Annotated in this window: 24 protein-coding genes and 1 pseudogene; 15 read left to right on the top strand and 10 right to left on the bottom strand. The window is 37.6% G+C overall.

From position 1 onward, the window contains the following. Positions 1-186: 186 nt before the first annotated feature. From GD002_RS12975 to GD002_RS17925, 6 genes are all read left to right on the top strand, one after another. Positions 187-1,167: an alpha/beta fold hydrolase gene (locus GD002_RS12975; protein ID WP_228548377.1), complete on the top strand. Its 981-nt coding sequence runs from the start codon at positions 187-189 to the stop codon at positions 1,165-1,167. A gap of 555 nt (positions 1,168-1,722) precedes the next feature. Beyond that, the gene (gene sda / locus GD002_RS12970) at positions 1,723-1,914 is read left to right on the top strand and encodes a sporulation histidine kinase inhibitor Sda (RefSeq protein ID WP_153732780.1); all 192 of its coding nucleotides are present in this window, start codon (positions 1,723-1,725) and stop codon (positions 1,912-1,914) included. 979 nt (positions 1,915-2,893) lie between these two features. Next, a complete protein-coding gene (locus GD002_RS12965) occupies positions 2,894-3,307 on the top strand; it encodes a hypothetical protein (protein WP_153732779.1) in 414 nt (137 codons plus the stop codon). Positions 3,308-3,668: 361 nt separating this feature from the next. Further along, the gene (locus tag GD002_RS12960; RefSeq protein ID WP_153732778.1) at positions 3,669-4,148 is read left to right on the top strand and encodes a peptide-methionine (S)-S-oxide reductase; all 480 of its coding nucleotides are present in this window, start codon (positions 3,669-3,671) and stop codon (positions 4,146-4,148) included. Between the two features lie 390 nt (positions 4,149-4,538). Further along, positions 4,539-5,117 (top strand): Rpn family recombination-promoting nuclease/putative transposase, encoded by a 579-nt coding sequence (locus GD002_RS17930; protein ID WP_228548376.1) that lies wholly within the window; start codon positions 4,539-4,541, stop codon positions 5,115-5,117. Between the two features lie 74 nt (positions 5,118-5,191). Beyond that, positions 5,192-5,404: an Rpn family recombination-promoting nuclease/putative transposase gene (locus GD002_RS17925; protein WP_228548375.1), complete on the top strand. Its 213-nt coding sequence runs from the start codon at positions 5,192-5,194 to the stop codon at positions 5,402-5,404. 332 nt (positions 5,405-5,736) lie between these two features. Here GD002_RS17925 and GD002_RS12950 read toward each other — a convergent pair whose 3' ends face one another. From GD002_RS12950 to GD002_RS12930, 5 genes are all read right to left on the bottom strand, one after another. Beyond that, positions 5,737-6,870 carry an alcohol dehydrogenase catalytic domain-containing protein gene (locus GD002_RS12950; protein ID WP_153732777.1) on the bottom strand — a complete coding sequence of 378 codons (1,134 nt, stop codon included), beginning with the start codon at positions 6,868-6,870 and terminating at the stop codon, positions 5,737-5,739. Between the two features lie 184 nt (positions 6,871-7,054). Beyond that, positions 7,055-7,741, bottom strand: a complete 687-nt coding sequence (locus GD002_RS12945) for a DUF4956 domain-containing protein (RefSeq protein WP_153732776.1) — start codon at positions 7,739-7,741, stop codon at positions 7,055-7,057. Beyond that, positions 7,710-8,519, bottom strand: a complete 810-nt coding sequence (locus GD002_RS12940; RefSeq protein WP_153732775.1) for a polyphosphate polymerase domain-containing protein — start codon at positions 8,517-8,519, stop codon at positions 7,710-7,712. The genes GD002_RS12945 and GD002_RS12940 overlap by 32 nt, the downstream gene beginning before the upstream one ends. Before the next feature lie 115 nt (positions 8,520-8,634). Next, complete coding sequence (locus GD002_RS12935; protein WP_153732774.1) at positions 8,635-9,933, bottom strand: sensor histidine kinase; 1,299 nt, start codon at positions 9,931-9,933, stop codon at positions 8,635-8,637. Continuing rightward, the gene (locus GD002_RS12930) at positions 9,926-10,612 is read right to left on the bottom strand and encodes a response regulator transcription factor (RefSeq protein ID WP_153732773.1); all 687 of its coding nucleotides are present in this window, start codon (positions 10,610-10,612) and stop codon (positions 9,926-9,928) included. The genes GD002_RS12935 and GD002_RS12930 overlap by 8 nt, the downstream gene beginning before the upstream one ends. Before the next feature lie 198 nt (positions 10,613-10,810). Between GD002_RS12930 and GD002_RS12925 the strand changes: the two genes are divergently transcribed. Next, a complete protein-coding gene (locus tag GD002_RS12925) occupies positions 10,811-12,898 on the top strand; it encodes a carbohydrate-binding domain-containing protein (RefSeq protein ID WP_153732772.1) in 2,088 nt (695 codons plus the stop codon). An 830-nt stretch (positions 12,899-13,728) separates the two neighbouring features. Then, the gene (locus GD002_RS12920; protein WP_153732771.1) at positions 13,729-14,577 is read left to right on the top strand and encodes a hypothetical protein; all 849 of its coding nucleotides are present in this window, start codon (positions 13,729-13,731) and stop codon (positions 14,575-14,577) included. 131 nt (positions 14,578-14,708) lie between these two features. On the opposite strand, the gene GD002_RS12915 is transcribed toward GD002_RS12920, so the two are convergent. Further along, complete coding sequence (locus tag GD002_RS12915) at positions 14,709-15,635, bottom strand: MBL fold metallo-hydrolase (protein WP_153732770.1); 927 nt, start codon at positions 15,633-15,635, stop codon at positions 14,709-14,711. 103 nt (positions 15,636-15,738) lie between these two features. On the opposite strand from GD002_RS12915, the gene GD002_RS12910 reads away from it, so the two are divergent. Then, positions 15,739-16,497: a hypothetical protein gene (locus tag GD002_RS12910; RefSeq protein ID WP_153732769.1), complete on the top strand. Its 759-nt coding sequence runs from the start codon at positions 15,739-15,741 to the stop codon at positions 16,495-16,497. Positions 16,498-16,536: 39 nt separating this feature from the next. Further along, positions 16,537-16,797 (top strand): hypothetical protein, encoded by a 261-nt coding sequence (locus GD002_RS12905; RefSeq protein WP_153732768.1) that lies wholly within the window; start codon positions 16,537-16,539, stop codon positions 16,795-16,797. Positions 16,798-17,026: 229 nt separating this feature from the next. On the opposite strand, the pseudogene GD002_RS12900 reads toward GD002_RS12905, so the two are convergent. Then, positions 17,027-17,278 (bottom strand): annotated as a pseudogene (locus GD002_RS12900) (YdhK family protein); the annotation flags it as partial. A 1,097-nt stretch (positions 17,279-18,375) separates the two neighbouring features. On the opposite strand from GD002_RS12900, the gene GD002_RS12895 reads away from it, so the two are divergent. The 4 genes from GD002_RS12895 to GD002_RS12880 all read left to right on the top strand — a co-directional run bounded on the left by GD002_RS12895 (position 18,376) and on the right by GD002_RS12880 (position 21,150). Next, positions 18,376-18,903 carry a sigma-70 family RNA polymerase sigma factor gene (locus tag GD002_RS12895; protein WP_153732767.1) on the top strand — a complete coding sequence of 176 codons (528 nt, stop codon included), beginning with the start codon at positions 18,376-18,378 and terminating at the stop codon, positions 18,901-18,903. Then, entirely contained in the window at positions 18,893-19,882 is a 990-nt protein-coding gene (locus GD002_RS12890) for an LCP family protein (RefSeq protein WP_153732766.1), read from the top strand. The genes GD002_RS12895 and GD002_RS12890 overlap by 11 nt, the downstream gene beginning before the upstream one ends. Positions 19,883-20,032: 150 nt before the next feature. Beyond that, on the top strand, positions 20,033-20,698 hold the full coding sequence (locus tag GD002_RS12885; RefSeq protein WP_153732765.1) for a DUF6518 family protein: 666 nt from the start codon (positions 20,033-20,035) through the stop codon (positions 20,696-20,698). 251 nt (positions 20,699-20,949) lie between these two features. Continuing rightward, positions 20,950-21,150, top strand: coding sequence for a cold-shock protein (locus GD002_RS12880; protein WP_153732764.1), 201 nt, complete (start codon positions 20,950-20,952; stop codon positions 21,148-21,150). 38 nt (positions 21,151-21,188) lie between these two features. On the opposite strand, the gene GD002_RS12875 is transcribed toward GD002_RS12880, so the two are convergent. Beyond that, positions 21,189-21,488 carry a hypothetical protein gene (locus GD002_RS12875; protein WP_153732763.1) on the bottom strand — a complete coding sequence of 100 codons (300 nt, stop codon included), beginning with the start codon at positions 21,486-21,488 and terminating at the stop codon, positions 21,189-21,191. Between the two features lie 256 nt (positions 21,489-21,744). On the opposite strand from GD002_RS12875, the gene GD002_RS12870 reads away from it, so the two are divergent. Further along, complete coding sequence (locus GD002_RS12870) at positions 21,745-22,158, top strand: carboxymuconolactone decarboxylase family protein (RefSeq protein WP_153732762.1); 414 nt, start codon at positions 21,745-21,747, stop codon at positions 22,156-22,158. Positions 22,159-22,233: 75 nt separating this feature from the next. Here the strand turns inward: GD002_RS12870 and GD002_RS12865 are convergent, their stop codons facing one another. After that, the gene (locus tag GD002_RS12865) at positions 22,234-22,887 is read right to left on the bottom strand and encodes a reverse transcriptase-like protein (RefSeq protein WP_153732761.1); all 654 of its coding nucleotides are present in this window, start codon (positions 22,885-22,887) and stop codon (positions 22,234-22,236) included. A 240-nt stretch (positions 22,888-23,127) separates the two neighbouring features. Then, positions 23,128-24,711, bottom strand: coding sequence for a PucR family transcriptional regulator (locus GD002_RS12860; protein WP_194841599.1), 1,584 nt, complete (start codon positions 24,709-24,711; stop codon positions 23,128-23,130). Between the last annotated feature and the right edge of the window lie 115 nt (positions 24,712-24,826).

The raw sequence follows: 24,826 nt of genomic DNA, 5'->3' as shown, positions 1-24,826 counted from the left end.
TGAGTTTTTACAAACAATAGATCCTTGCACAGACACCATAGTCATGCAGGGATTTATTTCGAATTAAGAAATCGAAAAATTCACTCAGCCTTAAGACTTATATTACAATACTCCCAAAGTCCATTCCGATGAATAGTTTCGCACGGTAAAGTGGAATGGAGAAACGCTAGAGGGGTGAATAAGAAAGTGAAAGTTAAAAAGAAAAGTAGATTGCGGAGAGTAGTAAGAAATATCCTGTTATCTATACTTTCAGCTTTTGTAATTTGGATCATTTTCAGTAATGTCATGACTACATATGAGCTGAAAAAATATCCACCCATAGGGGAATTCGTTGAAGTGGATGGAAAAAACATGCACATTTATACAAAAGGTGAGGGCGATAACACAATCGTCTTATTAAGTGGTTTGGGAACAACAGCACCTCTTCTAGATTTTGAACCTTTGATCAATGAAATGGCAAAGAACCATCAAGTAGTCGTGGTGGAGCCTTTTGGATACGGATGGAGCGATACTACCAACAAAGAACGAACTGTGGAAAATATAGTAGAGGAAACTAGAGCCGCTCTGAAAAAATCAAACATCCAAGGGCCATTCATATTGATGCCGCATTCCATTTCAGGAATCTATAGCATGTATTATGCCAATACCTATCCAGAGGAAGTCCAAGCGATTATTGGAATAGATCCCACGTTGCCACAGGCATTGGAATATTTTAATGAATCTGCACCGACCATTCCAAATTTTTTACGTTATGTGGCACCCACAGGAATTGCGAGATTAGCACTATATATCGATCCCGAAAGTTATTTACCTATTACTGCTGAGGGTACTTATTCCGAAGAAAATATAAAAATGACAAAGGCGATCTCAGCTTGGAAAGGGTACAACAAAAACGTTATTGCTGAAGCAAATGAAATAAAAAATACTATAGACAAAACCGTTGCTATGAAATTTCCCTCTACTATGCCCGTTTTACTCTTCACGACAAAAGACGATCAGGTAACAGAGGATGGTAAAAACAACGTGACTTTTTATGAAACACAGCTAACGCCTTCCACTGCTAGTAAACTAGTTCCCTTAGACGGTCATCATTATCTTCATTGGACTCGTTCTGAAGAAATGAGCAAGGAAGTGAATGAATTTACTACATCTTTTGCTACTGATTAATGAAACAAACGAGAAGACCCTTTTTCTTCATCCAACCTGTGATAATAATTTGATTGAAGGACATAAGTAGTTGGATTTATGCTCTCAAAAAAAGAAGTAGGTAGTTGACTAGGTGATGCTCAATCCATTGGTTGAAAATATTTTTGTATGGAAAGTTTGGAAGTAGGAAAAGACGAGGAATGTAAAATTAAATTACTTATCCATGTCTTGATGGTCTTAAAACCTACAATTATCTTGCCTAAATACCATGATTACCCTAAATATGTGAACAAAGTATGACAACTGGGTATTTCCTGCAAATTACGACATTCTTTTAATATGAAGCATGGTACATTGTAGAAGATGTTCATGTAAAAGGTCTCAACGCGCTTTCTATCAATCTGTGCGTTGCTAAAGAAATCAAGAATTTGAAACTTTACAAGAGGGTTTAAATCTTTCCTTTGTATGATACCGAAGATTGCTAGGCTTTTAAAAAGACCGCTTTACATGTGCCGAAATATATAGACTTTATATGCAATAAAACAACTTTCAGAAAAGGAGAAATAGTGGAAAGCCATGAAACACTTATCAGATGAACAATTAATTACATCTTATTTAAAAGCCTATGAATTAAATTTAGATGATGAATTTTTGGGACTATTAAAAAAGGAAATTGATTATCGTTTGTTCCAATCACATGTGAGACAAGTCGTTGAGGTCATTTTCTTATCAGCCGCAGTTACTGTAGTAGGGCAACGTTACCAATAGAGAGAATTTTGAAGTGATAACTGGTAAAAGAGAAAAGTACTTTGTCCCTGGCTTATAGTGGGGATAAGGTGCTTTTTTGGTTTGGTTGGTACATATACATATTGAATAAAAACTTTAAAAAATTATTTTCTCCACGTAAATCACTATCAAAATTCAATTTCCCTGTTTTTGTCCTGAAATATTTATATGAGATGGGAGCTACCACATAAATCCAGTAGAAGTTAACTACTTTTTTCTAATAGGATTCGCCGTAGTAGTTGTCATTCTATTTCTGTGACTCATATGTAGACAAAGAAAAAAGCTAGCCATCTCGTTAACTACTTTGCTGGTCATTGGCTATATAGGGTACTATTTATATTATCCTATGTTAATAATAACCACACATGCTGAGCGATATGAGCTAATAATTGACTATCTAGCTGGAATTTATCCATTTAGGTAGTTCACTATTTCACCTGAACATGATGTAAATGGATACATTGTTGGGGAGTTTACAGTCAATGATGTAGAGACACCGACAATGGACATTACGTGTTGAGATATTAAAAAACGACAGATGGCGAAAATAGATACTTGTTCACCCGGTGAGTGTCCAAGCTTTAGCGAGAAGTTGTAACTAGTTATGGGGAACGCTATACGTTAGTTTCAGAGATTGGAGACAACACAAAAGAAGATGAATGGATCGATGGTGAGTTCACAGCCTTTGCTTTAACTATTGATAAAACACCTGCCCTTGCATTATTTAGTTACTCAAGTAAGGACTATAGCTTAAACAAGGAGAACGTGAAGAGTGCGTCATTCTTAAATATAACGGCTAGCTATTTGTTTATGACGATGAATATTATGATTGAGAAACCATTATGGAAAAACTTGATGCAGGTAAGGATTTCACATGGGATAGTAGTCAACATAAGGGGAATTTCCTTGTTGAGAAACAGCTCTAAGTATTCTATATATCTTTTAAAGGAGGTGTAAAAACATGAGAAGATTTCTAGTGCTAATTGTATTGATATCTAGTATTATATCCGGATGTGGTAAAAAGGAAGTGTCTTTTTCTGAAATACATCTAGGTCAAGCGACAACTGATGTGAAAAAATTCATTGAAAATAGAGTGCCTTCCGCAGATAGTAATGGCATTCATATATTTCAACATACAGCAAATCAGCGCTATTTGTATCTTGATCAAGATTTTTTGGAAAGTGGAAAGGGTTTTGGAAGTTTGGATATTAAGACAGATGATAGCACATGGAGTATCTACTTAACTGAAGAACCTGATGTTACGGAGCCTGCTGAGAACTACAGATTATATAAGATCAAATTGGATAAGGAATATGAATACATGAGAGTTTTTACTAATGGTGAGGAAACTTATTTTCAAACAGTAGGCGGATAAAGGAATGGGTAGCGGTAGGACGATACTAAAGTTAATAGCAATCGTTTTAAATGTTGGCGTTGATTTTTTGTTCTACTTTGGTGTGCTTCATTTTTGATGGGTGTTATTACGTGATATTTGGTTTGGCTAAACGATCTTTGTTCTCTATGCTGATCTGTACGAGTAGTTTCATACCCATTGCGTACTATTTTCAGAAGCAGTCAGCACTTAGAAATATGTTGGCTTGATTCCAATCTTTTTCTCTACTTGTAGCACTTTATTTTGAATCTTCAAGGAAAGAAGATTAAGGCTGTCTTGAAGAGAGGTTTACAATGGGTGTCATCATTCCTATAAAAATTGGGTCTTAGAGAGGAGTGTCCATATGGAAGTCATCTATTTTGCAGGTGGTTGTTTATGGGGAGTACAAGCTTTTATTAAAACGTTACCTGGCGTTATGTTTACAGAAGCAGGACGAGCTAATGGAATAAGTCATACACTTGAAGGTGAGTATGATGGGTATGCTGAATGTGTAAAAACAGAATTTGATCCGACGGTAGTAACAGTCAGAGAATTAATGGGATATTTTTTTGAAATCATTGATCCATATAGTTTGAATAAACAAGGACAGGATATTGGCGTGAAATACAGAACAGGTGTATATAGTGAAGATCCTGAACACTTAACAGAGGCGAAGGCATTTCTTACGGAGAGAAATGATTATGATCGTATAGTCGTTGAAATAGGGCTTCTTACAAACTATGTGCGAAGTGCAGAAGAGCATCAAGATCGGTTAACTAGATGTCCAAATGATTATTGTCATATTCCAGATGAAATGCTAAGTAAATATAAGCAATCGAGGTAGGTTCTCAAAAATAGGGTCTGTATTACGTGCTGAACTGGTTTCAAATGTTGGTGTTTAATATATGAGATACAGATCGTGGAGATTTGATTGGTAATAGAGATAAGTACTTTGTCCTTAAAGGGATAAGGTGCTTTTTTGTTTGGGAGATACCTACACATCCCGAATAAAAACTCCTAAAATTCATTTTTCATCCTAAAATAGTTAGCGAAATTCAATTTTGACAAATAACAACGTGATACCTATCGACTTTGTACCCGAACAAAATACGATTTCACCGTTTTGACGAGTCGAATGTATCTCCACTACACTTAGTGAAAACAGTGAGTGATATTCACAAAAATGAATTGAAAAATGATATGATCTAATTAACAGAATTCGAGGTAGAAGAGGATGGATTCTAAACTACGTGTGTTAAAACGGCTACCATTGGAACGTTTGATGGACCTAAAGGTAGATTACGCTTTCAAACGATTGTTTGGTAGTGAACATAATAAAAAGATTACGATAGTCTTTCTGAATGCGATCCTGAAACGAACGGATGGAGATCGAATACAAGATATTTCTTTCTCTACTACTGAAGCGGGGGGTGAATACGAAGAGGATAAGCAATCACGGCTGGATTTATTAGTTGTGACAGATGCTGAGGAATGGATGAATGTTGAGATCCAGTTTACAAATCAATACGATATGGTGAATCGGTCTATTTATTATTGGGCAGGTGTCTACCGGAAGCCGATGAAACCAAGAATGGGTTATAAGGAATTACATCCCGTGATTGCGATTAACGTATTGAATTTCGGTCTCTTTAGCCAAACGGAAAAGTTTCATACGACCTATCATTTGTATGAAGACGAGGAACGATTCAAGTTAACCGATATCATGGAGTTTCATTTTATCGAAATGGATAAGTTGATTCGAGATTGGAATGAGGAGAAGTTGAATCCTTCAGACGATGTGTTAGCGAAATAGTTGCTGCTGGGCATTGTCGATCAACGGAATGAGGAAATTTATGATGAATCTTTAGACAATTGGAGGAGATCGCCATGAATGATGAAACACTTCGCTCGGCTTTTAAAAGCTGGGAAGCATTAAGTGGCACGTCGGAAGAAATTTTTGCTTATGAATCTAGGATGAAGCGGGTTATGGATGAAGAGGCAGCTGTGAGGAATGCGGAATTGCGCGTGCAGGAAGCAACCCTGAAAGCTGAACAGAAAGCTCATGAAGAGGGAATGAAACTAAAGAAACAAATGGATTAAAGTCTTTTAGCAATGGCAATGGAAGCAGAGAAGGTTGCTGAAGTTACAAAACTTGATAAACAAATAGTGCTTACTATTCAAAAAAACTGCATCATAAATGAAGAGTGAAGAGAGATCTGCGTGATACATAATCATGCGTGTGTAAACTAATTCGGAAGGTTCCTGCACAGATACCCTTGATATGGGAATAACTAACCGATAGGCCAAATGTTATCACTAAAACACAGAACCCTCGGAAACTCTTACTAGAGTTCTCAAGGGCTCAAAAGTCTACTATCTCGTTACGAAATGTGATGTCAGAGATCAGGTGTTACTCATTCACTCTTATTCGATTACGGTTGGAATAATACTTTAATGCAGCCATCTTCTTTCTTATCGAAAATGGAATAGACATCCGCAGCATCTTCCAATTTTACTTTATGTGTAATAATATCTGTTGGATCAAATTCATTTGCTTCGATTTTTTTATACAGCTCAGGCATCAGGTGGATAACAGGAGCTTGTCCCATTTTAAGGGAAACGTTTCTAGTGAAAAAATCACCTAGCGGGAAGTTGTTGGCCTCCGTCGCATAGACACCTGTTAATTGGACAGTACCAAATTTCCTGACAACTTCTGAAGCTGTCACGATTGGGCTGATCGTTCCGAATTGGTTATCGCCACTGGAACCGAATGTTTCACCTGGTTGAACGGTTCCATCCATCCCGACACAATCAATGACGACGTCTGCGCCACCGTTCGTTTCTTCATGCAACAACTGACCAATCTCCTCATGCTCTTTGAAATTATAGGTTTCTACTTTATTTGTTTTTTCGGCGTGCTGCAAACGGTAATCCACATGATCTACTGCAATCACTCGTTTAGCACCTTGCATCCATGCAAATTTTTGAGCCATTAATCCAATCGGACCTGAGCCTAGAATAATAGCTGTATCTCCTTTTTTCAATCCACTATGGATGACGCTCCAATACGCTGTAGGAATCACATCTGAAAGCAGTGCGATTTGTTCGTCTTTTAATTCGCTATTTTCCGGAACCTTGAAGGATGTGAAGTCTGCATAGGGAACACGCAAGTACTCGGCCTGGCCGCCTGGATAATTTCCGTTTGGTTCTCCAAAACCGAACAGACCTCCAACTTCTCCGTGCGGATTCGAGTTATCACATTGACTCTCCATCTGGTGTTCGCAGAAATAACATTCTCCGCATCCGATATTAAAAGGAATGACGACACGGTCGCCTTTCTTTACTGTTTTCACTTCGGAACCGACCTCTTCGACAATACCCATCGGTTCATGGCCAACTACATAATCTTGTTCTGGCACAATCCCGCCATGATAAAGATGCAAATCCGATCCACAAATTCCACTTGTCGTAATGCGGATAATCATATCACTTTTTTCTTGAATACTTGGCGCTTTCACTTCTTTCGTCACCATCGACTTTTTTCCTTGAAACGTCACTGCTTTCATGCCATCACATCCTTTTATAGTCTGCTTTTTTTCTTCCCTTCCTGTCAGTTTTTAAACAGAATCAGAGAAAAACTAGTAGCAGAGTATACATTAAAAGGTACATGCGTGACAGATATTCATTATGATTTAAACAAAAAAATAGTTTCTCGCACAGGTACTCCGATCGATCATCCAGTCTTCTGTTTTAATCCCGCATCTCCAAATAAGATAAGGATACTTTCAAATTCGCGTTCCGTACACGAATTTCATTCAGCAAGTCCTGATCTTTCGTATCGGTCTTGCTTCGGATGGCAAATGTATACAGAATCATCGTTCCCAAGTTCGTTGTTTCAACTTGTCGAAGTTGGAAGGATTCAGTTTTTTCATTTAAGATATCGTCGAATAAATTTTCGTGATTTAGGTTTTCAGGAACCGTCACTTTTAGAATTTGTGTATCTTTTCCTTTACCGTAGTCCACTTTGTACAAAATATAGAAAATGAGACTTGCGAATACTGTTAATGCAATGGCGAGAGGGAATTGAAAGAGTCCTGCTGTCATCCCGACACATAATCCGAAAAAGATGTACGCGATATCCTTGGCGTTCGTCACGGCACTTCGGAAGCGGATGAGGGAGAAGACAGCGAACAAGCCAAATGCTACACCCGCATTGCCGCTCACTACATTCATAACGACTGATACGATGACACTCATCATAATAATCGTATGAACGAATGCTTGTGAATATCGCTCTCCTGTGAACGTAATTTGATAAACCTTTGTAATGAGTAGACTAAGCATAGCCGCTAACGCCATCGCAGTCATACTCATCCAGATGGTGGGCGTGCCGCTTTCTAATCCATTAAATGTAAACAAGTTCGTGATCTGATCCATTTTCTATTCCTCCTGTTAGTGGTTCTTCTAATAATTTCGGTTCAAAATATCCTGCCTGTGGTAATATATCTCCATTTAGTAGCTCCATACTCGTACAAAACTTTGAAGCACTACGCTGCTCACACTGTAGCTCCTGTAAAATACGAGCTAACCAAAGCGGCACACTGTGATCGACTTTCACTTCTAACACGACGAGGTTTTGATCGATGAAATACTCTCCATACGGACCATTCTCGATATGCAGATCTTCTTTCCGGCAACGCAAGTCGAAGTCGAAGGTGATACGCAGTTCTGAATCATGGATACCATGCAATGCGTGACGGCTATACGACACGACCATTTCGGGACGTAACCGATAGAACGTACGGAAGTAATCAATTTCCTTCATGACTTGTGAATTGGACGTTTTGTAGTGTTCCAACCCCGCTTGACCATCTTCATCTAAATAGCGGTACGCCTCCGCTAGCTGCAAAAGCATCCGTCTTTTATTAACGACTTTTTTATGTTTCTGCTTCACTTCAAAAAATGCCATGCTGTTTAGATCGGCATCGTCATATACGCGTAAGCGCAACTTCTGACGATATTTCAATTTGTTTTTTGTTTCGAAGTAAATACCTTTCTCCGCATTATCAAAGTACAGGCTAGTGACTGAATATTTTCCATCGACGCCATTCTTATCATTTCGCATCGCAGGCCCGATTCGTTCCACAAGTTCGTCATATTGGCAGCGAGTGATTAAATACTTTAGCTCTTTCCGACTGAAGATTTCAATCGCCATATGTATCTACTCCTTTTTTCTATCGCATTATGAATTACATACTAAAAGACGAACCTTAAATAAACCTTAAAAGAATGATTCAACAGCAAAAAAGAGACCACGATGATGTGATCTCTTACTTTGGAAGTCTGACGATAAAAGTGGTTCCTTTATTCTGGTTCCTGATTACATGAATCGTTCCATTGTGCATGGATACAATCCACTGGGCGATAGACAAGCCTAATCCCATACCTCCAGTTTCTCTAGTTCGGGATTTGTCTTCTCGGTAAAAGCGATCGAAAATGTAACGGATATTTTCTTCTTTGATCCCGATCCCCGTATCGCTCACTTCAATTGCAACTTTCTGATCCTCGGCATATGTTTTCACACGAATGCTATCATTTTCGGTCGTATATTTTAAAGCGTTGTCCAATAAAATGACCAATAGTTGATGTAGCCGAGTTTCATCTGCTTCTATAGTAAAAGGGCTTTGACAAGTTAGCGAAAAGTGCTTCTCCTGCGACTCAGCAATTTCCTTATACGGGTTGCAAACGTTTTGGATGAATGTATCGATATGAATGGATTGCTTCACAATCTGTGTTTCTGCCGAATCTGCTCTTGCCAAGGTCAATAAATCCGAAGTGAGTTTGGACAACCGCCTTGTTTCAGACAAGCTCAGGGCGATATGTTCAAATCTATCTGAAATTCTCTCTTGCGGTGCCGTTAGGAGAAACTCCAGCTTATTTTGAATGATCGTCAACGGCGTCCTAAGTTCATGTGATGCATTTTCAACAAACTCCGCCTGCTTATTCCAAGAATGAATAATCGGTTTCATCATCTTTTTAGATAAGATGAAACTAGCGGAAATAGAGAGGACAATGAAGAGTACCGAGCAGATAATGATCAGTTTCTCAAAGTTGGAAATGATGGTTTGTTCAGCATCCACGTTGATCATCAGTTGTGTATAGGCAGTTTCGGTCTCACCATTAGGATCTTCGAAAAGAATATATCTGAAGTGATACTGATCACTGATTTTCGTCATGGTAATCGTGTTCATAGTTGTTTTATCCAACTTATAATCTTGTAAGTAGTTTTCGTAAAATAAAGTTCCGATTTCATTTTCATTCCGTATATTTCCTGCGTTATCCCAATGCAACACAATCATCCGGGGATTCGGCATATTTTTCCTTCTCTCGTCAGCAGGCACAGGCCGTTCCAAGTCCCCATCTTTAAGAGGTCGTCGTAAATCTTTTGAATTGTTATCTGTTATCATGTCTTTAAATGATAACAGTTCCTCGTCTGTCTTTGAAAATAATGTATGTTGAACTTGGCTGAAAATGATAATACTAAAGATCGTGAAAATCACAGTAAAAGCGATTAGGTTGAAAATCATAAACTTTAGCTGCTGTTTCTTGAAAATGAGTTTATTAAACATTTCCTTCACCATGGTCTTCCAACATATAACCTAACCCCCGGAAGGTTTTGATATGTTGGTCATACCCAAACTTCTTAAGGTTTTTTCGTAAATTACTGGCGTACACTTCTACAACTGTTGTAGACGTATCAGACTCAAATCCCCATATTCGATCAAAAATCTGTTCCTTGGTCAAGATAGCGTTTTGATTGTTCATCAAATACTCCAGCAAATCAAATTGTTTTCCATTCAACTTAAGTGCTTCTCCATTAATTTCCGCGGTTTTATTTTTAATATTCAAATGGAGGTCCTTAAAAGTTAGGATATTTTCCTTTACTAAACCACTTGTTCTCCTTACTATTGCCTCTAGCCGCACGACTAGTTCTTCTCGATGGAATGGTTTCACTAAGTAGTCGTCTGCCCCCACTTTAAAACCCTTAATCTTGTCATCAATTCCATCTTTGGCTGTCAGCATAATGACTGGCGTTGTGACGTTTTGCTTTCTTAAATTTTCTAACACTTCATAACCGTTCATATACGGAAGCATGATATCTAAAATAATGACATCGAAAATGTTTTGCTGCGCAAGAAACAGTCCTTCCTCTCCATCGAAAGCCTGCTCGGTTTCGAACAGTTCCTTTGTTGTTTCAACTATTGATTCAGAGAGATACTTGTCATCTTCAATGAGTAGTAATTTCATGACGTGCCCCCCTTTGTATCATGTAGCAAATTTTTAATGGTTTACGATAGATTATAGGACCGATTGACATAAAAGCAAACTTTAATGTAAAACGTCTTTTTTTAAGCTTCGTTTAAGGTTCGTCCTGAATAATAGGGATCATAGCAAAACATCATCTACTAAATGGATGAAATTTCATTTTGCAATAAGGAGCTTAAAATGAAAAGACAACATTCTAAATTTATGAAAGTAAGCGCCTCTCTTCTATGCACCGCATTGTTGTTCGCTTGCAGTAATGATACAAAAAATGTACCTACCCATAATGAGTCTACTGCAGAAGCGGAGAGCTTACGTCAAGAAGTAGCGAGTGTGATTAGCGAGCATGTAACCTATTCCGATGAAGACTTTTATAATGAATGGGAAGACGCAACGTCTATTCAGTTGAATGGAAGTAGTGCAAGCTTTGAAGGTGATAGGGAAGTCGTCATCGACAAAAACATCATCACGATAAAAACGTCAGGTGTGTATACAATCCAAGGAAAGCTGGATGACGGGCAAATCATTGTGGATACAGAAGACGATGGCATCGTACGACTCGTTTTGAATGGTGCGGACATTCATTCTTCCACTACTTCCGCAATCTATGTGAAACAAGCTGAAAAAACGATTATTTCATTAGAAAAAGGAACAGAAAACGTTTTATCAGATGGAGCAAAGTATGTTTATGAGAATTCAGAGGAAGACGAGCCGAATGCAGCGTTATTTAGCAAAGACGATCTGACCATTAACGGCAGTGGGAAACTAGTCGTGCAAGGCAATTATAACGATGGAATCACCAGTAAAGACCAATTGAAAATTACAGGAGGAACCATCCAAATTCATTCAGCTGATGACGGAATAGTCGGACGTGATCTCCTTGCTGTTAAAGAGGGAAGTGTCCGTATCGAAGCGAGTGGCGACGGGATGAAGTCCATGAATGACAAAGATGCTTCAAAAGGGATCATTGCCATTGAAGGAGGAAGTTTTGATATTAAGTCAGTGAATGATGGCATTCAGGCGGAGACGTACCTTCTGATTGCAGACGGAGATTTCAACATTTCATCTGGAGGCGGCAGCCCTGAAAACATAGCGAATGTCGAAATGGGGAGGTCGGCCCCTGGTGAAATGGATACAAGCATAGCTGACACTAGCTCTGAGACAGCTAGTGCCAAAGGGCTTAAGGCAAATGAAGAAGTGGCAATTGGCGGGGGAAGCATTACACTGGATTCATTAGATGATGCGATACACAGCAACCACTCTGTCACGATAACGGGTGGGGAGTTAAACGTGGCTACCGGTGATGATGGAATTCATGCTGATACATCCATTCTGATCAAAGGAGGAAATATCGACATTACCAAGAGTTATGAGGGGATAGAGAGTGGTTCGATCGCAATCTTGGACGGAGAAATTCATGTTAAAGCGAATGATGATGGCATTAACATTAGCGGAGGCAGTGATAATGTAGACACGTCTACTGAACAAACGGACGATCGTCTGCTTTCAATAAATGGTGGCTATATTTATGTTGACGCAGCTGGAGATGGTCTGGATTCAAATGGTTCTATATCCATGACAGGCGGCACAGTGATTGTAAATGGACCAACGAATAATGGGAATGGCGCGCTGGATTATGACGAAGACTTTGAAATAAGTGGCGGTGTTCTCATCGCTGCCGGAAGTTCTGGTATGGCGATGGCCACTTCAGAAAACTCATCGCAGAATACGATTTTGATGAGTTATCCGAAAACACAATCTGCAGGAATTATACTGCATCTAGAAGATAGTGAAGGAAAGGAAATTGTGACATTTGCGCCCGAAAAAGACTATCAATCGGTTGTCATTAGTTCTCCAAAACTGACGAAAGATGCTTCCTATACACTTTATTCAGGAGATACAACATCTGGTAAAGAAAGTGATGGTCTTTTTGAAGATAGTGACTATCAAGGTGGAACGAAAGTAGTGGAGTTCACAATTTCAGACACAGTGACATGGCTTGATGAATCTGGTATCACCACTGCAAAAAAATCTGGTCCTGGTGGAATGGGAGCACCGAAGGGTATGGAGAAACCAGATGGGATGAAAGCTCCAAATGACGGCCAATTACCGCCAAAGGGAAAAGGAAATAGAGAAGAGATATTTTCTAATCTGGATGAGAAAACGAGAACTAAAGTCCAAAGCATTATGGACGAACAAAGAGAAGGAACTATTACTTGGGAAGAAGCACAAAAACAGCTAGAAGAACTAGGGGTTGAGATTCCCAGATGATGGGGACCTGTTTCCACGATAGTTTCTTGCACGGGTACACTTCATCAAGATTCATGGAGATTTTTTGAAGATATGCAAAGAGAAAAGTACTTTGTTCCTGGCTGATATAGTAGGGATGAGGTGCTTTTTAGTTTGAAAGGTATCTGTGTGAAAAACAATCAAATAATAAACTCCTAAAATACATTTTCTCCCCCTAAATCGCTTGCGAAATTCAATTCTCACAAACAACAACGTGATGCCAATCCACTTTGTACCGAAACAAAATTCAATTTCCCTGTTTTGACGAATCAAATCCAGCTCCACTACACTCAATTGTAACAGCGAATAGTATTCCCTCCTATGAATTGAAAAAATGATACAATAAAATTAACAGAATTCGAGGTAGAAGAGGATGGATTCTACATGACGTGGATTAAAACGGCTACCATGGGAACGTTTGATGGACTTAAAGGTAGATTATAGAGCGTCGACTCCTTTTAGCTCAAAGTACCTGGTCCTCTCGCACTTAATTTCATAAGGAATATGTGAATCGCCAATTGAAGTTGATTTAAAAAGTGGATGAGCAAATAAAAAAGGTATCTGATTGCCAGACGACTTGAGTTGTCTTGGGATCAGGTACCTTATAGTTATTAATAAAAAAATTCTCAAAATAAAGCATACATTAGTAGCAATGTCACTACAGACTACATAAGCGCGGTCGATAGTGAGCATTTCACAACATTTCACAGACTACAATAGCGTGGTCAATTCCATGTTGTATAACTTTGATGTATGCTTATTATAACAAAGTATGTAGCATTCTTCAAATATATATTCATTGAGGTGAAGTTATGTCAAAAGATCATCCACATAAAATAAAAATATTCTTTGATGAAAGCAGAAAAGATAAAGATTATCCTAATTTAATGGGCGCTGTTTTAATTCCAACTGCCTGCTATGAGTTAGACAGCTTAAACGATTTATACGACTTAATTAAAGAAGGAAAAAAGCCAATTCATTGGACTGATTATACAGGAGACAGTAGCGCTAAAAGAAGAAGAATAACTCTGGTAAAAAAACTTATGGTTTATCAGCACCTGTTGAAAGTAAATGTTATTTCATACAAAATGAACAAATTCGAGGAAATGGCGAAACCAATAAAATCGTTTTATTCAGAAATTACCGACCACACAATTTATACGAAACTCCCTGAGCGTGTAGTTTATGGTTTAGTCCGAAAATATGGGCAAGATACATATATCGATGCTTCTGTATTTATTGAACATAATACTAGTTATTCGGGCACTCAAAAAAGTACTCACTCCACCGATCATACTTCAAATAAAAAAGACTTGAAAGTAACAATGTTTGAACAACTCAATATTCAATCGTTATATAGGGGGGAACGTTACAGAATTAGAGAAGTGAGCTATTTGTTAAAACGTAAAGAATTTGGCATTGAATTTATTGATATTATGTTAGGTATTATTAGAACGATTATTCAAAATAACACCCAAAATTCTAGGTCAAGCCGAATGAAAAATGAACTTGTATTAGAAATGTTAGAAACGATTCCTAACCTATCACATTTGCTAAATTCTAACGTAACACTGTATGAATGGAACGAAGCTCAGAAAGAACTAACTACTGTGCCTCTTACTAACTATTTGAATGTTTTTTTAAGTACCAATTTGAAATGAGAAATATAGTGAACTCATAGTAGTCTGAAATTCTGTATTTCGTGTACCACAACAAACGCCAATTCGTCGTTTCCGAAAAGTGATATACCAGCCCCTCAAACAATTCAGAATTGCTTTGGGAACTGGCACCCTTATTTTGATAGCCAATACGTCTCCCCAATGAGCAGTTTCTTCAATTGAGAGGTGTCTATACCCAGTCTGCGCCACTCTGCATCCAGTCTTACCATCGCTTCTGGTCCAGTGTCGTCTGCCAAATGGTAAGCACCGTAATGCATCGGAATAAATGTCTTTCCGTTCAGCTCCATGAAAGCTTTCACCGCATCTTCCGGGTTAATGTGGTCCGTTTTCATAAACCACTCCGGCTCATAGGCACCGATCGGCATCAGCACGGTGTCAATAATGAATTTCGCAGCAATGTCTTGAAAACCACTGAAATAGCCGGTATCTCCAACGAAATAGATAGAATGCTCCTTACTCTCGATGATCCAGCCGCCCCAGTGGGAACTGTTCGTGTCAGTAAGTGTACGCTTTGTCCAATGCTGCGCGGGAACAAACGTGAATGTCATGTCGTCCAGTACGAATGAATCATACCATGCTGCTTCGATTACCTTTCGATAGCCACGTCTTTTGAAAAGTCGGCCTAATCCAACGGGAACAAAGTACGTCGGCCTTCCTTTCAGTCGTTTGATCGTTCCGAAACTCAAGTGATCATAGTGACCGTGGGAAATGAATACTGCATCAATCTCCGGCAAATCGTTCAACTGGATGCCAGGCTGCGTCAACCGCTTCTGAAAACCCATGCGTGCAGCCCAGACCGGGTCCGTGATCAGATTTAGCCCGTTCAACTGAATCAAAAAGGTCGAATGTCCGATCCAGGTGATGGAAGCATCGGTCCGATTGGTATGCAGTTGTTCGATTTGCTTGGATGGTGCCTGTTCGATCAGGATACTGAGATCTTTTTTATTTTTCATGCGTTCTTTCTGCCAGCGGAGCAGATCAAATAGGGACTTTTGATTGTCCACATCCTGTAAGTTGGCATAGCGCTGTTTTTGTAACATCAAGTAACGTCCTTTCGGTTGCGGAATTATTTAGAAAATAGGAAAATAGCTAATATGTTTACTAAGTGATAAAAAAAGTCAACGACAAGTTAGGAGGTATTCTATGAATCCTGGTGAACTTATTATGTATTTACTAATCGGCATGGCACTAGCAGTGGTGATCCTACTGAATTGGCTGATACTTAGAAAAAGAAAAAAGCTGGCGATTACGCTGACTGGCCTGTTGGTGATTGGGTATGTGGGATCCTACTTATATTATCCTACATTAAAAACGAATACGCATGCTAATCGTTATGAACAAGTTATTGAATATCTATCAGAAACATATCCCAATAGAGAATTTCAAATTTCACCTAAGCATTATGAAAATGGTATCAGTGTCGGTGAATTTGATGTGAATGATCGAAATACACCAACAATGGGCGTCACCTTACGTGTTGATAAAAAAGGACAAGTGACGCAAACAGCCACCTGGTCAAATCGTGGGTATCCAACACAGCAAGAACTTTGGCGGGAAGTAGAGTTTATTCATGGGGATCCGTATTCATTAGATAAAGAGAACGCACACATAACGAAAGATGACGTTTGGATCAAAGGTGAATTAACAGTCTTTGCACTGACTATTAATGACACGCCCGCCATTGCGGTATTCAATTATTCTAAAGAGGGGTACGGATTATTGCAATTGGAGCAAGGGGAGCACGAAGGATTCATTGTGGTTGAAGAAGCTGGCTATGTATTTATCTATACAGATGAACGCTATCCAAAAGAATCGATTACAGCTGACCTAGAAAACGGTAAAAACGTCTCATTTAATGTGGCCAAACAAAAAGGGCGGTTAGTGGTCGAAACGCCACAGTAGCCGCAAGCCTAGAATTACAACTTACTAGGGAGTGTTTCTATGTTTATATATTTCACGACTTTTTCGGTGATTGTATTTTCAGCGATAATCAGTGCAGTTGTCGGTTTTTTAGTGTATCAAGCAGGGGGCCGATTCTTACCCTCGTCAGTGATCAGACATATAGTAGGTGGAGGAACAACTGTGCTCACAGGCTGTTTCATCACAACACTGCTACATTTAGAAATTTGGTATGTGTACACGGCAGTAATCGTGTCAGCAGTCATTATCTATACAGTAAGTATTGTCTCGTCAAGTAAATAAGCGACGCAGAGTTAAATTTGCAATCAGCGTAGTTGCAGATGTTTGCGAAGCATATGCTGTTGATTGTGAAAAGTTTCAAGATACACATTGCCAAGAGTGTGCAAAACTTTATCGTAAATGTGTTGAAAATGGCTTAATAATTGATTAAAGCCTTTCTTTTTGAGAGGGGTTTTTATCAATTATTAAGCCTTCTGCGCAATCTTAGAATATGATTCAATTATTCTGCTGATAGTTCACTTTCTATTAACCACTTATGATTTGTCACTTTTTCTCCTGTAGTAGAAGTATAATTGACCATATACACAGTTGTGTCATAGGCACCTACAATTGTAGCTTCTGCACCCTTCATATTAGGCATATGGTCAGCATTGATAATAGCTTTACTTCCTATTGGGAAAGCGGGATTTTCAGCTACTTTTAAACCTTTAGGAACTGCATTTGAATTTGAATGATTCATTTCCATATTGTCCATCAGTAACATATTTTGAAACCAAGTTGCATGTCGTTGTTCATCATGTGAGGCGTGCATGAAGTGCATTTGAACAGGATGAGTGGTTGCTCTTGACGAAATATCCTGATAATAAGAAGAGGCTTCTAACTCTTTTTGAATTGCTTTCTGGACACCTTCTGTAAAATCTTTTGGTATTTCTCCAAAAGGAATTTGTGGTTGTTGTCCACCCATCATCCTTAAAATCATTGTAAACCAATGATAATGCTTCATTTCATCTCGCTGTATTCTAAAAATAATCTGTCGAAACTGTTCATTGGGAGTTAATTCAACTAATCTTTGATAAAAATTATAAGCTTGAACTTCTAAAATAATAGCTCTTGAAACGTCTTCTATTAAATGAGCGTCACTACTTATATTCATTCCCATAGGATTGCTTCCAAAACCGTTTTGCATAGTAGAAGTCAAAAAAATTTCCTCCATTCCAAATTCTAAGCTAGTATATGGATCTATAGTCGAAATGTTTCGTTCTTTAGCCAAACACTTTTTATGAACATTCCTATCGTTAGGATAGATTCGATGCCAAGTACAAAACGTTGGAAAATACACGATCATACGAAAGTAAGGACTTTTCAATGACGAACGACAGTTTATATTAGAAAATCTATAAAAAGAAAATTGCTGATGACCTTAGACGTTATACAGCACTAACATGTGGGTCGCTAAAATGGAATGAAATTTATAAGGAACGAAATATCTTTGAACGTGTAAATGTTGATTTAAAAGGCTATTGTATGTATCACTATTTTGTTTTGGGAATTTTATTATGAAATATTTCATATCCCTACTGAGAACATTTGAGAAACCAAGTATAGAAACAACCAAAATATAACGACAAATTCAAGAGAAGGATGTATAACAAACGAACGCTTTTGTTGAATATTGAACCTAAAACGGCAGGGTAGAGTATCAAATATTCACAAAGTAAAGCATCTAAAATGATGCTTTTTTCTTTGTAAAATGTTAGGGGAATGAATCATAGAAAACTAGTTTCGAAAATTTGAACCTATTATGATTTGCTAATCGTCTAATAGCAGAATTTGAAGTAGGTGGAAAGGGAGGGTAGTAGATTGGACAGAGAAGAAAAAGATTTTATATTAGAAAAAGTGATGATTGAATATGGTAATGATTTGGTACGATTGGCATTTTCTTATGTGAAAGATACCGAGACTGCTAAGGACATGGTTCAAAATACGTTTATTAAATGCTACAAAAACCTAGACTCGTATCGAAATGACGCAAAAATTAAAACATGGCTCTATCGTATTACCATTAATGAATGTAAAGATTACTTAAAGAGTTGGAATTACAAAATGGTCCAAGTAAAAAGTTTTATAAATGAAACGGCAAGGTCCATATCTCCGTCCGTAGAGAAAACGGTTATGGATAAATACAATAGCGATGAAATGAAAGACACCATCTCTTCAATTCCAAAAGTATATCGAGAAGTGGTGTTTCTGTACTATTATGAATCATTAAATTCAGAAGAAATTGCTACGGTTCTAGATATTTCAGTTAATACAGTGAAAACCCGATTAAGAAGAGCAAAGCAAAGATTGCAGTCGGTGATAAAGGAGGAAGAATTCAATGGAAGATAAACGAGTAAAAGCAAAATTTACGAATAAGGAAGATCATGAACTAACCTTTACGAAAGAAGATCGAAATAAAGTGTTTGAACAAATTCGTAAAATGGAGGAAGAGTTTCATCCCCAAAAGAAATGGCTTGGTAAACTAGTTCCACTTGCAGTTTCCTTGGTAATGGTAAGTTTGTGTATCGTATTATTTATCCCATCGATTCTTCAAGGTAACATTATTACCAAAAATAACGGAACTAATTCACATGGAGTGGTGTCTCAAACCGACAAAGATTTTACTGCTTTATTTACAGTGAAAGATGAAGATAATCGAGTACCTATTAACCTTTTACTTACGTATAGTAAAGAAAAAAAGATGATGAAAGTTCTATCTATCCCTCGTGATACGTATGCGCCGATAGTGGATACGAAGGGCACTACTTCATATGATAAACTGACATTTGCATATGGTAACGGTTCAGGGGGAGCTGAAAGTGTAAAAACAACAGTTTCTAAGCTATTTGATATACCAATTGATTATTATACGGTGATGGATTTAGAAACTTTTTCTACAATGATTGATTCAGTGAATGGGATAGATTACGAATTGTCAGAGGATATTCGAGTCAGAGCTATAACAAAAGTGGCATTTGAATTCCAAAAGGGAACGAATCGTTTGAATGGCGAAGAGGTGTTGGCATTACTGATGGATGCTACAGTGGGAAGAAGCTTGGATGAAGATGACCTATTACACCTCATTCGTACGGTTATGAATAAAACAAAAAACGAAATCCCGCAACCACAGTTAACACAATTTACTACGAAAATAGAAGGCAATATGCCAATTGAACAATTAGTAGAGAATAAAATGGAACTGGACTCGATACAATCGGTATCATTAATCGATGGAATGAAAGATGAATTGATAGATGAACGATACTATATTACGTTTGAGAAAGACTTCTTACATTCAGTTTCAGAAGAGTTAACTACATTTAATTAAATTTGTAACGTTATACTGATGAAGAGTATGGATGCATGGGCGGTTGGCAGTCCCTTGATAATGAAGAAGACAGACGAAGATCGCCGCATCGTGCGAGCCTATGTAACATGATTTTTTGATATACATAGGGTGAAAAATGAGAGGGGTACAATGGAAATTTATAAAAAGTTAACTTGGGTTAGAATTACGAAAAAAACAACCACAAAACAAAAAGTAATTTCAATAGTGAATGCACTTATTATCGGGGGTATTCTAGGTTTATTGGCAAAGATTGTGGATAACCCTTATTATATTGACTTGGGTTTCACGGATATAGGGGATCGTCTTGGTATTTGGATTTTTGTTGCCACGCTTTTATCGGTTTTCAGTTATTCCCCCAAGTTAGCGGCTGTAAAAGTATTCGCTTTTTTCGGGGCGGTGCTGACGGTTTATTATGTGTACACCGTACTGTTTTTGAATTTTTTTCCTGCGAGAGAAATTGTTTTTTGGAGCATGTGTGCGGCTGTAGCTCCTGTTTGTGCGTATATGATGTGGTATTCGCGTGAAAGCGGATTTTTTTCTAACATCATGTTGGCTCTTCCCATCACAGTATTACTGTCAGAAGGGGTAGAATTACGTAACGCCTACTTACCAATTCACACTCATTATTATTTAATACCATGGCTTATGGGGATATATCTACTCATGATAGTTGTTTTATTACTTATCATTCCAAAAAATAAAATACAGTTCCTCATTATTTTACCGCTATCCATCATACTTTCTTTCTTCTTAATAAAATGTAATACATACTTTGGCTTATGGGAGTATGTCTAGTCAATTTGATCAGCGATCGGGCGCAATTCTATAACAAGGAATTGCACTTTATCTACATAAGGCCATTCTTTATTAGAAGTTTTATTAGAAGTAAGAATCATATTAGTTGCTATTTAAAATTATATCTGTTATTCTAAAGAAGAATTATTTTTGTTCGTTTCAGATTGAGAAAAGATTTTGTTTTTCGTCTAAGGTATTTGAGCAGGGATAGTAATATAATGTGTGGAGATCCGCACTAGGAGGCAACAATTATGGAACAAGGTACAGTTAAGTGGTTTAATGCAGAAAAAGGTTTTGGTTTTATCGAGCGTGAAGCAGGAGAGGACGTATTCGTACATTTCTCAGCAATCCAAAGCGACGGTTTCAAATCTTTAGACGAAGGTCAAAGCGTAACATTTGACATTGAACAAGGACAACGTGGCCTACAAGCTACAAACGTTCAAAAAGCTTAATAATAGCTAAAAAAAGACCCTACTTGGTAGGGTCTTTTTTATATGCTTTTAAAATTCTCTATTTCATCAGCCACCACAAACGCCAAATCGTCATTTCCAAACAATTGCAAGACATCCAACATCGTTTCGTTGTCTATGTGCAATTCCTCAAATCCATCATCACTTTCCACGACTTCCATCAAGGCAGAATTTACCGATTGCGATGGGTATGCTTTTTGGTACAATATTTGTGGTTCTAGCTGATGATTCGCGCACCACTTTACAAACAGGCGGATCATCAGTGTCTCGTCCTCTTTATATTTCTGGATAATTTGTTGATCGATATTTTTGTAATCCAAAGTGCTAGCCTCCATTGTTCATCATGTAATTCAAGTATAAACGAAGTGACGACTTTCGGAAATGAATTCAGTTCTTACGGACCGTTTCAGTATAGGACCATGTCCACATCGTGCCTCCTAGTAAGAATGATCACAACACTTGGGTTTCTAGCAAACTTTGTTACAATGAATAGTATTGACGCCATTTGACCTCACCATAGAAAGCTCTGCATAGTAGACAAAATGGCGAATCAAACTATCAGGGAGGTTATTACATATGGCAGAAGATCGTTATCAGCGTGGTCTAGAAAAATTAATGGAACTTACATTATCCGGTGAAGACAATCCAGCGGGGGATATGGAGATTGGTGAGAGTTTTAAGGATGTGGCGCCTGACTTAACCAAATATGTTGTGGAATTTGCGTTTGGAGATATTTATTCGCGTCCTGGACTAGACAATAAACAAAAAGTCCTTACAACGATCACGGCACTTGTTGCACAAGGAAAGCCGCAGATTCAAATGCATATTAAGACGGGTCTCGACGTCGGATTGACACCTGACGAAATCATCGGCTGCATCATGCACCTGATCCCGTATACAGGTTTCCCAAGTGTGCTGAATGCGTTAGCTGTTGCACAAAAAGTATTTGCAGAACGCGGAGTTTCTATTACGGCAACTGATGATAATTAACTCCACTTTCACATGAAGGTTCTAATCGACAGGGTTCAGGTTGATTAGAACTCTTTTTTGCGTTATCGTTCCTGCTCATTTTTCAATAGTTGCCATGATTTCTACACCAGCGATCGCCTGTGTAGCCAGTCTGTCTGCTTCACCATTCGCTTTTCTGGAAATGAGTTCATACTGCGGCTGGAGTCCAAGCGCCTCCATTTTTGCCTCGATTTTATTGGCCCAGCTATATAGCTCTTCTTCAATAACTGGCCACTCTTCCGTTACATGATGAATCACGACTCGCGAATCTCCAAGAACCCGAACAGGTAAGTGGTGAACTCCGAGAATCTCCAACTCCTGCAAACAGAGATGAAGAGCAGCATATTCCGCTTCATTATTCGATGTCAATCCATGGACAGCTGCATTTTTTCTTACTCTGTACGATTTTCCATTTTGATCGTAATAAATGACGCAGCCGAGACCCGCCATCTTCTGCTCCCAATCAAATCCTCCATCAAAATAGACCGTAATGTTGTGCGGAGTAGTCTCAATACCTTTCAAATAACCCTTCAATTCCTTTAGCGACCACGAACTGTCATGTTGATCGACAAAAGATAGGTGCTTCACACGACCGGTCTTCTCTACATCCTCCGCAATCAAAACCGCCTCTTCCGCGGGCATTTCTTCCGACTGAAAGACCGTGATTTTTCCCTTTGGTGATTTATATGTCCATTCAATTACAACCTGCATGGCCATTCCTCCTGTATTCGTTTCTATTTACGAATGTTAATGTAAAGTATGAGAAACTTTGCGAATGTATAAACATGGGGAGTTGTTATAGTATTTTATATTCAAAATCCCTTATTGGCAATCAAGGTAGTGAATACAATAAAAAATATTTAAGGAATTAAAGGTACCAGGTCCCCTCACAATTCAGGATTGTTTCGGGACCTGGTACTTTGAAATTTGGACCTAATACCTTTGTTGAAATTAATTATAGTTGCCCTTAAAGTGATAGTATGTAAATGCGATTTTGAGAAGGAGCATTGTATCAATTAAATCTAAGTTTAAATCTAGAATTTTTGAAATAGATTTTAATCTATATCTTACTGTGTTCTTATGAATAAATAACATTTGGCTAGTTCTTTCTATATTAAGATCACATTTATAATATAAATGTAATGTATGTAGTAAATCAGTGTTATAAACTTGATCGTGAATTTTTATTTTCTCAAGTGTTTCGTCATATATTTGTTTGGCCTCTTCAATTGGAGATTCTGAAAATATGATTCTTTCTAAATGCAGTTCTTCAAATCTCGTGAAGATCAAACGACTTGCATGTGTTTTATTTTCTTTTGATATCAAGACAGATACTTTAGCTTCTCTATTTGCTTTCGAAAGTTCTAGTAAAGGGTAGGGGCGACTTGAACCACATCTTATTTCAATATTTGAATATCTAGTATTAACGAAATATAAGAGTTCTTTAACAGAAACATCAAATATCTCTTCGGGTATAAGCATGGTAAAGTCACTGTCGTAATTTCTCCCTACTAAAATCAAATTAAAATTAATATTTTTAAGATGTTTCACTTCTTTCATCAGGTTCTCTTTATAGGTTTCATTGTCATGTTCAATATTAATTAAAATCAAACGATATTGATTCATTATCTCAAAACCCAATTTTTTCATTTTATCTTCTACATAGTAATTTGACTCAAATGTACCATTTATAAGCTCTAAAATAAAATTATTAATATGTCTTTGTTCCAAAGCCGCTACTATATTTTGATTTTCTACTTCTAAGTTTGCAATAATTGCCGTTTGTTCCACGGCAATTTTGATCTTAGGGGTTATTTTAGTGTTTTCTGACCAAATAAATATACCCCCCTCCAATATATTTTTTTCATTAATCCATTTGATTGTAAAGATATTTTCGTCGTATTTTACTGTTTGGATGTCATTGCTAATTCCATAAAAAGCTGTACTAATCAAATAATCTAAATTTATTTTCAGGGTAGGTTCGTTTGGGTAATCAATTCTTACATTCATGCTCTTAATATAAATAGTTAATGGAATTTTAATAATACTAAATAGAACCTCCGCTAACTGTTGGATAGTACCTTTACATTTCAAATGTTTATGAAATTTTTCGTAAATAGTATTTAATTGATGAATTTCATGATCTTTCGCTTGAGATAAAGCGTTAGTGATCTCCCATAAAAAATCCGACCATGCTAATTCATTATTCAGCTCAAAAATCGGGAAATTGTGTTCTATCGCATACTTTTGGACTTTAGTAGGCAGGTAAGGAATGTGTCTACCGATTTTTACGCCTAAGCCAAACCCTTTATGTCCTATTAGTTTTTTAATAAACTCGTAAAACTTATCTTCCCAATCATCCGTTCCAGAAGCAAAATAACCAGTTGTTAAGACAAAGTCTCCTTCTTTAATCCAACGATCTCCGTCTGGTGAATCAATAAAAGTCACATTTTGTATAGAAGAAGTTAATGGACAAATAGTTAATACCTTAGAGTCTTTAAGTGAATTTAATTTTATAAGTTCTTTAAATAGCATTGTCTTCACCTCTTTGTTCATAAACACAATAGAAATCCATTAATTTTGTAGACATGTACAATTATAGCTGATATATAGTGTGTCTAACAGGTAAATAGATTAATTAGTTTATTTT

The sequence above is a fragment of the Sporosarcina obsidiansis genome (assembly GCF_009651005.1).
GTDB classification, from domain to species: domain Bacteria; phylum Bacillota; class Bacilli; order Bacillales_A; family Planococcaceae; genus Sporosarcina; species Sporosarcina obsidiansis.
The sequence above is the reverse complement of the archived record's forward strand: the minus strand, read 5'-3'. Positions and strand labels throughout refer to the sequence as shown.

Excerpts from the sequence above, each read along its gene's own strand:
- GD002_RS12865 (WP_153732761.1), bottom strand. The coding sequence starts at position 22,887 with ATGCAGGTTGTAATTGAATGGACATATAAATCACCAAAGGGAAAAATC.
- GD002_RS12940 (WP_153732775.1), bottom strand. The coding sequence starts at position 8,519 with ATGGCGATTGAAATCTTCAGTCGGAAAGAGCTAAAGTATTTAATCACT.
- GD002_RS12905 (WP_153732768.1), top strand. The coding sequence starts at position 16,537 with ATGTTTATATATTTCACGACTTTTTCGGTGATTGTATTTTCAGCGATA.
- GD002_RS12950 (WP_153732777.1), bottom strand. The coding sequence starts at position 6,870 with ATGAAAGCAGTGACGTTTCAAGGAAAAAAGTCGATGGTGACGAAAGAA.
- GD002_RS12880 (WP_153732764.1), top strand. The coding sequence starts at position 20,950 with ATGGAACAAGGTACAGTTAAGTGGTTTAATGCAGAAAAAGGTTTTGGT.
- GD002_RS12860 (WP_194841599.1), bottom strand. The coding sequence starts at position 24,711 with ATGCTATTTAAAGAACTTATAAAATTAAATTCACTTAAAGACTCTAAG.
- GD002_RS12925 (WP_153732772.1), top strand. The coding sequence starts at position 10,811 with ATGAAAAGACAACATTCTAAATTTATGAAAGTAAGCGCCTCTCTTCTA.
- GD002_RS12870 (WP_153732762.1), top strand. The coding sequence starts at position 21,745 with ATGGCAGAAGATCGTTATCAGCGTGGTCTAGAAAAATTAATGGAACTT.
- sda (WP_153732780.1), top strand. The coding sequence starts at position 1,723 with ATGAAACACTTATCAGATGAACAATTAATTACATCTTATTTAAAAGCC.
- GD002_RS12930 (WP_153732773.1), bottom strand. The coding sequence starts at position 10,612 with ATGAAATTACTACTCATTGAAGATGACAAGTATCTCTCTGAATCAATA.
- GD002_RS12945 (WP_153732776.1), bottom strand. The coding sequence starts at position 7,741 with ATGGATCAGATCACGAACTTGTTTACATTTAATGGATTAGAAAGCGGC.
- GD002_RS17930 (WP_228548376.1), top strand. The coding sequence starts at position 4,539 with ATGGATTCTAAACTACGTGTGTTAAAACGGCTACCATTGGAACGTTTG.
- GD002_RS17925 (WP_228548375.1), top strand. The coding sequence starts at position 5,192 with ATGAATGATGAAACACTTCGCTCGGCTTTTAAAAGCTGGGAAGCATTA.
- GD002_RS12890 (WP_153732766.1), top strand. The coding sequence starts at position 18,893 with ATGGAAGATAAACGAGTAAAAGCAAAATTTACGAATAAGGAAGATCAT.
- GD002_RS12915 (WP_153732770.1), bottom strand. The coding sequence starts at position 15,635 with ATGTTACAAAAACAGCGCTATGCCAACTTACAGGATGTGGACAATCAA.
- GD002_RS12960 (WP_153732778.1), top strand. The coding sequence starts at position 3,669 with ATGGAAGTCATCTATTTTGCAGGTGGTTGTTTATGGGGAGTACAAGCT.
- GD002_RS12885 (WP_153732765.1), top strand. The coding sequence starts at position 20,033 with ATGGAAATTTATAAAAAGTTAACTTGGGTTAGAATTACGAAAAAAACA.
- GD002_RS12935 (WP_153732774.1), bottom strand. The coding sequence starts at position 9,933 with ATGTTTAATAAACTCATTTTCAAGAAACAGCAGCTAAAGTTTATGATT.
- GD002_RS12910 (WP_153732769.1), top strand. The coding sequence starts at position 15,739 with ATGAATCCTGGTGAACTTATTATGTATTTACTAATCGGCATGGCACTA.
- GD002_RS12920 (WP_153732771.1), top strand. The coding sequence starts at position 13,729 with ATGTCAAAAGATCATCCACATAAAATAAAAATATTCTTTGATGAAAGC.
- GD002_RS12965 (WP_153732779.1), top strand. The coding sequence starts at position 2,894 with ATGAGAAGATTTCTAGTGCTAATTGTATTGATATCTAGTATTATATCC.